Source organism: Caballeronia sp. (genome assembly GCF_028292365.1).
In the GTDB taxonomy this organism is placed as follows: Bacteria; Pseudomonadota; Gammaproteobacteria; order Burkholderiales; family Burkholderiaceae; genus Caballeronia.
Window position 1 is genome coordinate 1 of record NZ_JAQGMM010000292.1, and the last position, 10807, is coordinate 10807.

The 10807-nt window shown below is 56.7% G+C and carries 23 protein-coding genes; all 23 read right to left on the reverse strand.

From position 1 onward, the window contains the following. Positions 1–86 precede the first annotated feature (86 nt). A complete protein-coding gene (rpmJ, locus tag JWR14_RS18195; protein WP_004199844.1) occupies positions 87–203 on the reverse strand; it encodes a 50S ribosomal protein L36 in 117 nt (38 codons plus the stop codon). A 20-nt stretch (positions 204–223) separates the two neighbouring features. Further along, positions 224–442: a translation initiation factor IF-1 gene (infA, locus tag JWR14_RS18200; RefSeq protein ID WP_047845346.1), complete on the reverse strand. Its 219-nt coding sequence runs from the start codon at positions 440–442 to the stop codon at positions 224–226. Between the two features lie 8 nt (positions 443–450). Next, positions 451–1797: a preprotein translocase subunit SecY gene (gene secY / locus JWR14_RS18205; RefSeq protein ID WP_062091256.1), complete on the reverse strand. Its 1347-nt coding sequence runs from the start codon at positions 1795–1797 to the stop codon at positions 451–453. A gap of 44 nt (positions 1798–1841) precedes the next feature. Beyond that, positions 1842–2276 carry a 50S ribosomal protein L15 gene (gene rplO / locus JWR14_RS18210; RefSeq protein ID WP_299709504.1) on the reverse strand — a complete coding sequence of 145 codons (435 nt, stop codon included), beginning with the start codon at positions 2274–2276 and terminating at the stop codon, positions 1842–1844. A gap of 29 nt (positions 2277–2305) precedes the next feature. After that, positions 2306–2488, reverse strand: coding sequence for a 50S ribosomal protein L30 (gene rpmD / locus JWR14_RS18215; protein WP_031361565.1), 183 nt, complete (start codon positions 2486–2488; stop codon positions 2306–2308). A gap of 14 nt (positions 2489–2502) precedes the next feature. Next, positions 2503–3021, reverse strand: coding sequence for a 30S ribosomal protein S5 (gene rpsE, locus JWR14_RS18220; protein ID WP_031361566.1), 519 nt, complete (start codon positions 3019–3021; stop codon positions 2503–2505). A 14-nt stretch (positions 3022–3035) separates the two neighbouring features. After that, on the reverse strand, positions 3036–3401 hold the full coding sequence (gene rplR / locus JWR14_RS18225) for a 50S ribosomal protein L18 (RefSeq protein ID WP_056355425.1): 366 nt from the start codon (positions 3399–3401) through the stop codon (positions 3036–3038). 12 nt (positions 3402–3413) lie between these two features. Further along, the gene (gene rplF, locus JWR14_RS18230) at positions 3414–3947 is read right to left on the reverse strand and encodes a 50S ribosomal protein L6 (RefSeq protein WP_056355422.1); all 534 of its coding nucleotides are present in this window, start codon (positions 3945–3947) and stop codon (positions 3414–3416) included. A gap of 19 nt (positions 3948–3966) precedes the next feature. Beyond that, positions 3967–4362 carry a 30S ribosomal protein S8 gene (rpsH, locus tag JWR14_RS18235; protein WP_031361569.1) on the reverse strand — a complete coding sequence of 132 codons (396 nt, stop codon included), beginning with the start codon at positions 4360–4362 and terminating at the stop codon, positions 3967–3969. A 14-nt stretch (positions 4363–4376) separates the two neighbouring features. Beyond that, a complete protein-coding gene (gene rpsN / locus JWR14_RS18240; protein ID WP_031361570.1) occupies positions 4377–4682 on the reverse strand; it encodes a 30S ribosomal protein S14 in 306 nt (101 codons plus the stop codon). Positions 4683–4689: 7 nt separating this feature from the next. Beyond that, entirely contained in the window at positions 4690–5229 is a 540-nt protein-coding gene (gene rplE / locus JWR14_RS18245) for a 50S ribosomal protein L5 (protein WP_031361571.1), read from the reverse strand. Positions 5230–5242: 13 nt separating this feature from the next. Further along, on the reverse strand, positions 5243–5551 hold the full coding sequence (rplX, locus tag JWR14_RS18250; protein WP_089162633.1) for a 50S ribosomal protein L24: 309 nt from the start codon (positions 5549–5551) through the stop codon (positions 5243–5245). 9 nt (positions 5552–5560) lie between these two features. Beyond that, complete coding sequence (rplN, locus tag JWR14_RS18255) at positions 5561–5929, reverse strand: 50S ribosomal protein L14 (RefSeq protein WP_006052212.1); 369 nt, start codon at positions 5927–5929, stop codon at positions 5561–5563. A 290-nt stretch (positions 5930–6219) separates the two neighbouring features. Continuing rightward, positions 6220–6492: a 30S ribosomal protein S17 gene (gene rpsQ / locus JWR14_RS18260; RefSeq protein WP_213767105.1), complete on the reverse strand. Its 273-nt coding sequence runs from the start codon at positions 6490–6492 to the stop codon at positions 6220–6222. Beyond that, positions 6489–6683, reverse strand: coding sequence for a 50S ribosomal protein L29 (gene rpmC, locus JWR14_RS18265; RefSeq protein WP_031361575.1), 195 nt, complete (start codon positions 6681–6683; stop codon positions 6489–6491). Before rpmC ends, rpsQ begins: the two co-directional genes overlap by 4 nt. Before the next feature lie 9 nt (positions 6684–6692). Then, on the reverse strand, positions 6693–7109 hold the full coding sequence (gene rplP / locus JWR14_RS18270) for a 50S ribosomal protein L16 (protein WP_031361576.1): 417 nt from the start codon (positions 7107–7109) through the stop codon (positions 6693–6695). 2 nt (positions 7110–7111) lie between these two features. Then, the gene (gene rpsC / locus JWR14_RS18275) at positions 7112–7930 is read right to left on the reverse strand and encodes a 30S ribosomal protein S3 (RefSeq protein ID WP_031361577.1); all 819 of its coding nucleotides are present in this window, start codon (positions 7928–7930) and stop codon (positions 7112–7114) included. 11 nt (positions 7931–7941) lie between these two features. After that, positions 7942–8271 carry a 50S ribosomal protein L22 gene (gene rplV, locus JWR14_RS18280; RefSeq protein ID WP_031361578.1) on the reverse strand — a complete coding sequence of 110 codons (330 nt, stop codon included), beginning with the start codon at positions 8269–8271 and terminating at the stop codon, positions 7942–7944. 12 nt (positions 8272–8283) lie between these two features. Continuing rightward, on the reverse strand, positions 8284–8559 hold the full coding sequence (gene rpsS, locus JWR14_RS18285) for a 30S ribosomal protein S19 (protein ID WP_031361579.1): 276 nt from the start codon (positions 8557–8559) through the stop codon (positions 8284–8286). A 10-nt stretch (positions 8560–8569) separates the two neighbouring features. Continuing rightward, a complete protein-coding gene (gene rplB, locus JWR14_RS18290) occupies positions 8570–9397 on the reverse strand; it encodes a 50S ribosomal protein L2 (protein WP_299709515.1) in 828 nt (275 codons plus the stop codon). Between the two features lie 2 nt (positions 9398–9399). Further along, positions 9400–9714, reverse strand: coding sequence for a 50S ribosomal protein L23 (rplW, locus tag JWR14_RS18295; protein WP_031361581.1), 315 nt, complete (start codon positions 9712–9714; stop codon positions 9400–9402). Next, positions 9711–10331 carry a 50S ribosomal protein L4 gene (gene rplD / locus JWR14_RS18300; RefSeq protein WP_031361582.1) on the reverse strand — a complete coding sequence of 207 codons (621 nt, stop codon included), beginning with the start codon at positions 10329–10331 and terminating at the stop codon, positions 9711–9713. Before rplD ends, rplW begins: the two co-directional genes overlap by 4 nt. Continuing rightward, a partial coding sequence (gene rplC, locus JWR14_RS18305; protein ID WP_299709521.1) for a 50S ribosomal protein L3 occupies positions 10331–10807 on the reverse strand: 477 nt, incomplete at its 5' end. The genes rplC and rplD, both read right to left, overlap by 1 nt.

The following is a 10807-nucleotide window of genomic DNA, read 5'->3' on the forward strand; positions in this document are numbered from 1 at the left end:
GTATGCTGGTGATTCGGGATGTTAACCCCTGCGATACGAGCCATTGTTTTTCCTCAAACAAAAAGCGCAAGCAAAAAGCGCGGCGTTCAGCCTTGACGCTGTTTGTGGCGCGGATCAGAGCTGCAAATCACGCGCACAACGCCCTTGCGCTTGATGATCTTGCAATTGCGGCAAATGCGCTTAACCGATGCCATCACTTTCATGATATTACCCTTTTTTCAAATCACTTCGCCCGGAACACGATCCGTGCACGAGACAGATCGTAAGGCGTCAATTCAACCGTTACCTTGTCGCCTGGAAGAATGCGGATGTAATGCATCCGCATCTTCCCGGATATGTGCCCAAGAACCACATGGCCATTTTCCAACCTAACCCGGAAAGTCGCATTGGGAAGGTTTTCCACCACCTCACCCTGCATCTGGATTACATCATCTTTGGCCATAGTCCTTATTAGCGCATAGGGACGTTACTGCCTTTGAAGTTGGCCTTCTTGAGCAGCGATTCATACTGTTGCGACATAACGTAGGACTGCACCTGCGCCATGAAATCCATCGTGACCACGACAATGATCAGCAGCGACGTTCCACCGAAATAAAACGGTACGTTCCAACGCAGCACCAGAAATTCCGGCAGCAAGCAAACGAACACGATGTAGATCGCACCGGCCAGCGTCAAACGCGTGAGGATCCGATCGATATACCGAGCCGTCTGGTCACCAGGACGAATCCCGGGAACGAAGGCACCGCTTTTCTTCAAATTGTCGGCCGTCTCTCTGCTGTTGAACACCAACGCGGTGTAGAAGAAGCAGAAGAAAACGATCGCCATTGCGTACAGCAACACATACACCGGTTGACCTGGCTTCAGAGCCTCAGCAACACCGTGCAGCGTGTTCGCAAACCAACCGGTCCGCGTGCCCGAACTAAACCAGTTCAGGATAGTTGCCGGGAACAGGATGATCGACGACGCAAAGATCGGCGGAATCACACCCGACATATTCAACTTCAGCGGCAAATGCGAAGACTGACCGCCGTAAATCTTGTTTCCGACCTGACGCTTGGCGTAGTTCACGAGGATCTTGCGCTGACCGCGTTCGATGAACACCACCACGAACGTGACCGCCGCAATCAGCACGACGACAATAATCGCCGAGATGATACTCATGGAGCCGGTACGAACCAGTTCGAAGAGACCACCGATTGCGTTCGGGAAACCCGCCGCAATACCGCCGAAAATGATGATCGAGATACCGTTGCCCAGACCGCGCTCCGTGATCTGCTCACCCAGCCACATCAGGAACATCGTGCCGGTCACCAGCGTGACGACTGTCGTCAACCGAAACACCATGCCAGGATCAATAACGAGCCCGGCTTGATTTTCCAATGCCACCGCAATACCGAATGCTTGAAACGTAGCCAGAACCACCGTGAAGTAACGCGTGTACTGCGTAATCTTCCGCTGCCCCGCTTGCCCTTCTTTCTTCAGCGCTTCCATTTGCGGCGAAACGATTGACAGCAGCTGCATGATGATCGACGCCGAGATGTACGGCATGATCCCAAGCGCGAAGATCGTGAACCTGGACAGCGCACCACCCGAGAACATGTTGAACATGCCAAGAATGCCGCCTGACTGGCTCTGGAAAAGCTTCGCCAGCTGATCCGGGTCGATACCCGGCACCGGAATATGCGCACCGATACGGTAGACGATCAGCGCCAGCAGCAAGAACATTGCACGCCGACGCAGGTCGCCGAACTTCGCAGCGCTTCGACCGGATTTTGCGAGACTCGGGCTATTAGCCAAGAACCTTCTCCGATGCTTTCGCTAACAACGACAACACGCGTTCGTTACTCAGAGATCGAGCCGCCGGCGGCTTCAATCGCAGCACGGGCACCCTTCGTAGCAACGAGGCCCTTTACCGTGATCTTGCGCGTCAGTTCGCCCGTCTTGATGATCCGTGCGCTCGTGAAGAGCACGCCAAGCAGACCGGCTTGCTTCAAAGCCAACAAATCGACTTCGTCGACCGGCAGCTTCTCGAGATCCGACAAACGCACTTCGCCCACGAACTCATGCGTCAGCGAGCTGAAACCACGCTTCGGCAGACGACGTTGCAAAGGCATCTGACCGCCTTCGAAGCCGACTTTATGAAAGCCGCCCGAACGCGATTTTTGACCTTTGTGGCCGCGACCTGCAGTCTTGCCCAGGCCGGAACCGATACCGCGGCCAACGCGACGCTTTGCGTGCTTCGCGCCTTCTGCCGGCTTAAGGTTATTCAAATCCATATTCAACTCCTTGATCCCTGGTCAGCCGCTTAGCTGAGGACTTTGACAAGGTACGAGACCTTGTTGATCATCCCGCGCACTGCCGGCGTGTCCTGCAGTTCGCTAACCGAGTTGATTCGGCGCAGGCCCAGACCACGCACCGTTGCACGGTGCGTTTCACGGGTCCCAATCAGGCTCTTCACGAGCTGAACCTTGACAGTTTTATCAGACATGGTGACCACCTGGCTTAGCCCAAAATATCTTCGACGGACTTGCCGCGCTTCGCCGCGATGTCGCCCGGCGTGGACTGCTTGCGCAGACCGTCGAGCGTTGCACGAACGAGGTTGTACGGATTCGTCGAACCGTGGCTCTTCGCCACAACGTTTTGAACGCCCATCACATCGAACACTGCGCGCATCGGGCCGCCGGCGATAACACCCGTACCGTCCTTGGCCGGAGCCAGGAGAACTGCGGATGCGCCGTGCTTACCGTGCACTTCGTGTTGCAGCGTACCGTTCTTCAACGGCACCTTGAACATGTTGCGGCGTGCTTGTTCCATTGCCTTTTGAACAGCAACCGGAACTTCCTTCGCTTTACCCTTGCCCATGCCGATGCGCCCATCGCCATCGCCAACCACGGTCAGTGCGGCAAAACCGAGAATCCGGCCGCCCTTCACCACCTTGGTCACGCGATTGACCGCGATCATCTTTTCACGGAGGCCGTCGTCGCGTTCTTCAGCCTTCACATTCGCTTGCATCTTTGCCATGACGAATTCTTCCCTTAGAACTTGAGTCCGGCTTCGCGTGCCGCATCAGCCAGCGCTTTCACGCGGCCGTGGTAACGGAAACCTGAACGGTCGAAGGCGACGGATTCGACGCCGGCAGCCTTGGCTTTTTCAGCAATACGCTTACCGACAGCGATCGCAGCATTGACGTTGCCGCCCTTACCGGTCTTGTCGGCCAGTTCGGCACGCACTTCAGCTTCGAGCGTCGACGCGCTTGCCAGCACCTTGGTGCCGCATGCCGAGAACACTTGCGCATAGATATGCGTGTTCGTGCGATGCACAGCCAGACGTGCGACCTGCAGCTCAGCGATCTTGACGCGCGTCTGTTTAGCGCGGCGCAGGCGAGATTGAGTCTTATCCATGATTGCGCACCCTTACTTCTTCTTCGTTTCTTTGAGGATGACGACTTCGCCGAAGTAGCGCACGCCCTTGCCCTTATAGGGCTCCGGCGGACGGTAACCGCGAACTTCCGCAGCGACCTGGCCAACTTTCTGCTTGTCGATCCCCTTGATCACGATTTCGGTTTGCGTCGGGGTTTCAACTTTGACGCCTTCCGGCATCGCATGCACCACGGGGTGCGAGAAACCCAGCGACAGATTCAGCTTGTCGCCCTGCGCCTGCGCGCGATAACCAACGCCAACCAGCGTCAGCTTGCGCTCGAAACCCTTCGTAACGCCATTCACCATGTTCGCCACGAGGGCGCGCATCGTGCCCGACATCGCATTCGCTTCACGGCTTTCATCAGCCGGGGCGAAGTTGAGCGTGCCGTTGTCGTTTGCTACCGTAACAAGCGGGTTGGCCGCTTGCGTAATCGTACCCAGCGGGCCCTTGACGGTGATTACTTCGCCGCTAAAGGCCACTTCCGCGCCTTGCGGCAGCGTAATCGGGCTTTTACCTACTCGAGACATGTTTCTTCTCCTTTTCGGTTTAAGCGACGTAGCAGAGGACTTCGCCGCCGACGCCGGTCTGGCGCGCCTTGCGGTCGGTCATCACACCCTGGGGCGTCGACACGATTGCAACGCCAAGACCGTTCATCACAACCGGAATGTCGTTACGACCGCGATACACACGCAGACCAGGCTTCGAGACACGTTCAATGCGCTCAATAACCGGACGGCCAGCGTAGTACTTCAACGCGATATTCAATTCCGACTTCGCACCTTCAGACTTCACTGCGAAATCGTCGATATAACCTTCGTCCTTCAAAACCTGCGCAATCGCAACCTTGACTTTCGACGAGGGCATTGTCACCGATACTTTCTCAACCATCTGCGCATTGCGGATGCGAGTCAGCATATCGGCGATAGGATCACTCATACTCATTTAGATATCTCCTATTACCAGCTCGCCTTGGTCAGGCCAGGGATTTCGCCGCGGAATGCGATTTCGCGAATCTTGCTGCGTGCCAATCCGAATTTGCGGAACGTACCACGCGGACGACCCGTGATCGCGCAGCGGTTACGCTTGCGAGTGGGGTTCGAGTTGCGGGGCAGTTGTTGCAGTTCGAGACGAGCGGCATAACGCTCTTCGTCCGACTTGCTCGCGTCATCAATGACCGCCTTCAGCGCCGTACGCTTGGGAGCGTACTTTGCAGCCAGGCGCGCACGCTTCTTTTCACGTTCGATCAGTGCCAGTTTAGCCACGGTAACCTCAGTTTCTGAACGGGAACTTGAAGCTGGCGAGCAGTGCCTTTGCTTCATCGTCAGTCTTCGCGGTCGTCGTGATGCTGATGTTCAGCCCACGAAGCGCGTCGATCTTGTCGTAATCGATCTCGGGGAAAATGATCTGCTCTTTCACACCGATGTTGTAGTTGCCGCGACCGTCGAACGCACGACCCGATACACCGCGGAAGTCACGAACCCGGGGGAGCGCAACCGTCACGAAACGATCGAGAAATTCGTACATGGCCTGGCCGCGCAGCGTAACCATCGCGCCGATCGGGTAGCCCTGACGAATCTTGAAGCCAGCGATAGCCTTGCGTGCCTTCGTGATAACCGGCTTTTGGCCAGCAATCTTCGTCAGGTCGCCAACGGCGTTTTCGATGATCTTCTTGTCGGCGACGGCTTCACCAAGACCCATATTCAGCGTGATCTTGGTAATGCGCGGCACTTCCATTACGGACTTGTAGCCGAACTTCTCAACGAGGCCGGGTACAACTTTCTCTTTATAAAACTCATGCAGACGTGCCATTTATTACTCCGCGTCAGACGCTAAGCGTGGCACCGGTCGACTTCAAGAAGCGTACCTTCTTGTCGTTCTCGACCTTGATGCCCACACGCGACGCCTTGCCATTCGCGTCGACCAATGCGACGTTCGAAATATGCAAGGGCATCGTCTTGGCTTCTACGCCGCCCGTCGTACCCTTCATCGGGTTAGGCTTCACATGCTTCTTGACGAGGTTGATACCCTCGACCGTCACACGCTCTTCCCCAACGGACAGCACGATACCGCGCTTGCCTTTGTCTTTGCCAGTGATGACGAGAACCTCGTCACCTTTGCGAATCTTGTTCATCGCGACTCCTTACAGCACTTCCGGCGCGAGCGAAACGATCTTCATAAATCGTTCACTACGCAATTCACGCGTAACCGGTCCGAAAATACGCGTACCGATAGGCTCGAGCTTGGCATTCAAAAGTACGGCGGCATTACCGTCGAACTTGATCAGCGAGCCGTCCTGGCGGCGCACGCCCTTGGCCGTACGAACGACCACAGCGTTGTAGATTTCGCCCTTCTTCACGCGTCCGCGCGGCGTTGCTTCTTTGACGGTCACCTTGATGATGTCGCCAATGCTAGCGTAACGACGCTTCGAGCCGCCGAGCACCTTGATGCACATCACTTCACGTGCACCTGTGTTGTCGGCAACTTCAAGCCGAGTTTCGGTCTGAATCATGGTTTATCTTTCCCAACTTAATCCAGTTACGCCACCATGGCTTAACCGGTCAGTCTTGGTCCCGTCAGCCTGGTGGCTGCTTGGGTTAGAACAGGCAGCGAGGGCAGACGAAACCCGCCATCGCAATCCGGTGAATCTGTCAGCACAAGCTTGGCGCCTGCGCTGGCTTCCCCCACCAACTTCGCCCGCGATGGGGCTCCCACAAAGAGGGAAGACCGAAATTATAACGCATAATTTCGGTCTGGCAAGCGAAAATTACTGCGATATTTCTTTTACCGCTTTTTTGCTGCTTAGATGACGCGAGCCGTCTCAAGCAACTTCGACACAACCCAGGCTTTCGTCTTAGAAATCGGACGGGTTTCCTGGATCTCGACGAGATCGCCTTCGTTGTACGTATTCGCGTCGTCGTGAGCGTGGTACTTCTTCGACCGCACGACGTACTTGCCGTAGATCGGGTGCTTTACGCGATGCTCAACCAGCACGGTGACCGTCTTTTCCATCTTGTTGCTGACGACCTTGCCGACCAGCGTCCGCTTGAGCGAGGTTTTTACGCTATCGTTCATTTCTGGTTCGCCTTCTCAGTCAGGACGGTCCGCACACGAGCGATGTCGCGACGAACCTTCTTCAATTGACTGTTGTTGGTCAATTGCTGGGTCGCGAGTTGCATGCGCAGGCCGAATTGCGCCTTCAGCAGGTCCGTCAGCTCTTGATTGAGCCCAGCCTGGTCTTTCTGGTGAAGTTCGGAAGCCTTCATCATTGCTCCTTAGGCGCCGAGCTGGCGTGAAACGAAGTACGTCTTCAGCGGCAGCTTAGCTGCAGCCAGACGGAACGCTTCACGTGCCAACTCTTCAGTAACACCGTCCATTTCATACAACATCTTGCCCGGTTGAATCTCTGCGACGTAGTACTCAGGGTTACCTTTACCGTTACCCATCCGTACTTCAGCCGGCTTTTGCGAGATCGGCTTGTCCGGGAAAATGCGGATCCAGATACGGCCGCCACGTTTAATGTGACGCGTCATTGCACGACGCGCCGCTTCGATTTGGCGCGCGGTCAAACGGCCGCGACCGATAGCTTTCAGACCATATTCACCGAACGACACTGCGTTGCCGCGCGTCGCCTTGCCGGTGTTACGACCCTTCTGCTCTTTGCGATACTTTCTGCGTTTCGGTTGCAGCATCGTTATTCTCCAGTCTTCCCGTCGCCGCCGGCACCGCCAGCACGACGGGGAGCGCCTGCGCCACGGCGCGCACCTGCGTTTGCCGGACCACCACCTTCACCATCACGACGCGGACGGCGATCGCCACCCGGACGTGCGTTGCGGCGCGGACGCTTGTCTTCGGCTACTTCTTCGACCACCGGTGCATCATTGCGGCCCAGCGTGTCGCCCTTGTAGACCCACACTTTGACGCCGATGATGCCGTAGGTCGTCTTCGCTTCCGAGGTCGCGTAGTCAATATCAGCACGCAGCGTGTGAAGCGGAACGCGACCTTCGCGATACCACTCCGTACGAGCGATTTCGATACCGTTCAACCGGCCGGCGCTCATGATCTTGATGCCTTGAGCACCCAGACGCATGGCGTTTTGCATCGCACGCTTCATCGCGCGGCGGAACATGATCCGACGCTCGAGTTGTTGCGTGATCGAGTCGGCGATCAGTTGCGCATCGGTTTCCGGCTTGCGGATTTCTTCGATGTTGACGTGGACCGGAACGCCCATGCGGCGTTGCAGTTCCGTCTTCAACAGTTCGATATCCTCACCCTTCTTGCCGATCACTACACCCGGACGCGAGCTGTAAATCGTGATACGTGCATTCTTCGCCGGACGCTCGATGACAACCCGACCAACCGAAGCGTTTTTCAGCTTCTTCTTCAGGTATTCACGAACGCCGATGTCTTCCTGCAGCATCGATGCGAAATTGGTGTTGTTCGCGTACCAACGCGACGCCCAATTTCGGCTGACAGCCAGACGGAAGCCTGTCGGATGAATTTTTTGTCCCATCGTATGGCTCCTTAATTCCCGACTGTCACGGTGATGTGACAGGATTGCTTCTCAATGCGGTTACCACGGCCTTTTGCGCGCGCGGTGAATCGCTTCAGGGAAGCTGCCTTGTCGACCATGATGCTCGTTACTTTGAGCTCGTCGATGTCGGCGCCTTCGTTGTGTTCCGCATTCGCGATCGCTGACAGCACGACCTTCTTGACAATACCCGCCGCCTTCTTCGGCGAGAACGTAAGAACGTTCAACGCCTTGTCGACCGGCAAACCACGGATCTGGTCAGCCACAAGGCGCGTTTTCTGCGCCGAGATGCGGGCACCGCGATGAATAGCTTTTACTTCCATCTTGATAGCCCCTTATTTCTTGGCCTTCTTGTCGGCTGCATGACCCTTGAACGTACGGGTCAATGCGAACTCGCCAAGTTTGTGGCCGACCATGTTTTCCGAAACATAAACCGGGACGTGTTGACGGCCGTTATGGACGGCGATCGTCAGACCGATGAAGTCCGGGAGAATCGTCGAACGACGCGACCAGGTCTTGATCGGCTTCTTGTCACGCGCAGCTGCGGCAGCCTCAACCTTCTTCAGCAAATGAGCGTCGCAGAACGGACCTTTTTTAACAGAACGTGCCATTGCTTACTCCTTAGCGCTTGTGACGGCGCTGAACGATCATCGTCGTCGTGCGCTTGTTGCTGCGTGTACGATAACCCTTAGCCGGGGTTCCCCACGGGCTGACCGGATCGCGACCTGCTGCCGTCTTACCTTCACCACCACCGTGCGGGTGATCGACCGGGTTCATTGCAACGCCACGCACCGTCGGGCGGATACCGCGCCAGCGGTTAGCACCAGCCTTACCGATTTGACGGAGGCTATGCTCTTCGTTGCCAACTTCACCGATCGTCGCGCGGCACTCAACGTGCACACGGCGAATTTCACCCGAACGCAGGCGAACCTGAGCGTACGTGCCTTCACGAGCCAGCAGCATCGCGGACGTACCAGCCGAACGCGCCATTTGCGCGCCCTTGCCAGGCAACATCTCGACGCAGTGAATCGTCGTACCGACCGGAATGTTGCGGATCGGCAGGGTGTTACCCGAGCGGATCGGCGCTTCCGAACCAGACATCAACGATTGACCCACCGTCGCACCCTTCGGAGCGATGATGTACGTGCGCTCGCCGTCTGCGTACAGAACCAGCGCGATGTTCGCGCTACGGTTCGGATCGTACTCAAGACGTTCGATCTTCGCCGGAATGCCGTCCTTGATGCGACGGAAATCGACCATACGGTAGTGTTGCTTGTGACCGCCACCTTTGTGACGCGTCGTGATGCGACCGGAGTTATTCCGGCCGGCGGTCACGGACTGTGCGTCGAGCAGCGCTGCATGCGGCTTGCCCTTGTACAGATCCTTGTTGACCACCTTGACCATCGCGCGGCGACCCGGCGAAGTCGGCTTAACTTTTACGATTGCCATGATTACTTGGCCTCCGCTTCAAAGTTGATTTCCTGGCCGGGCTTCAGGCAGACATACGCCTTCTTCACGTCCTTGCGCTTGCCCATGAAGCGGCCAAAGCGCTTGGCTTTACCCTTCGTGACCAGCACGTTGACGGAATTGACTTCTACCTTGAACAGCAGCTCGACAGCAGCCTTGACTTCCTGCTTCGTGGCATCGGGCGCGACTTCGAACACAACTTGCTCGTTCTTGTCGGCCACCAGCGTCGCCTTTTCGGAGATCACCGGCGCGAGCAGGACCTGCATCAAACGATGATCGTTCTTGCGAATCTCGCTCATGACAGCAACTCCTCGATCTGGGCGACCGCAGCCTTCGTAATCACGATCTTCTTGAAGTAGATCAACGAGAGCGGGTCGGCGTAACGCGGCTCGACAACGGCCACGTGGGCCAGATTGCGCGACGCGAGGTACAGGTTTTCGTCGACCGTGTCAGTAATGACCAGGACGGACTCGAGACCCATTGCCTTGAATTTTTCGGCCAGCAGCTTGGTTTTCGGCGCTTCGAGAGTCATCTCGTCGACGACCACGATGCGACCTTCACGAGCCAACTGCGAATAGATCGAGCAGAGACCTGCGCGATGCATCTTCTTGTTGACCTTATGCGAAAAGTTTTCTTCCGGCGAATTCGGGAAGATACGGCCACCGCCGCGCCACAACGGGCTCGACGACATACCGGCACGAGCGCGGCCCGTGCCCTTTTGACGCCACGGCTTCTTGGTCGTGTGCTTGACTTGCTCACGATCCTTCTGCGCGCGGTTACCGCTACGTGCGTTGGCTTGATAGGCCGTGACGACCTGATGGATCAGGGCTTCGTTGTAATCGCGACCGAACACGACGTCCGATGCGTTCACACCCGTGCCTTCCTGACCATTGGCGCTCAGGAGCTTAAGTTCCATTATTTCGCTCCTTTCACAGCGCGAGCCTTGACAGCCGGCGTCACGAAGACCTTACCGCCCTTAGCACCAGGAACAGCGCCACGGACCAGCAACAGATGACGGTCAGTGTCGATACGAGCGATCACGAGATTTTGAACCGTAACCGTTTCGTCGCCCATGTGACCCGTCATGCGCTTACCCGGGAAAACACGACCCGGATCCTGCGCCATACCGATTGAACCCGGCACATTGTGCGAACGGGAGTTACCGTGGGATGCGCGACCGGATTTGAAGTTGTGACGCTTGATGGTGCCGGCGTAACCTTTACCGATGGAGGTGCCTTGCACGTCCACTTTCTGGCCAACTTCGAACAGGCTGGCAGGAACGACGTCGCCAATCTTGAGTTCGGCGAGGCGCTCTGCAGTAACGCGGAATTCCTTGAGGACGGTGCCAGCTTCGACGCCTGCTTTTGCGTAGTGACCGGCGGCTGCCTTGTT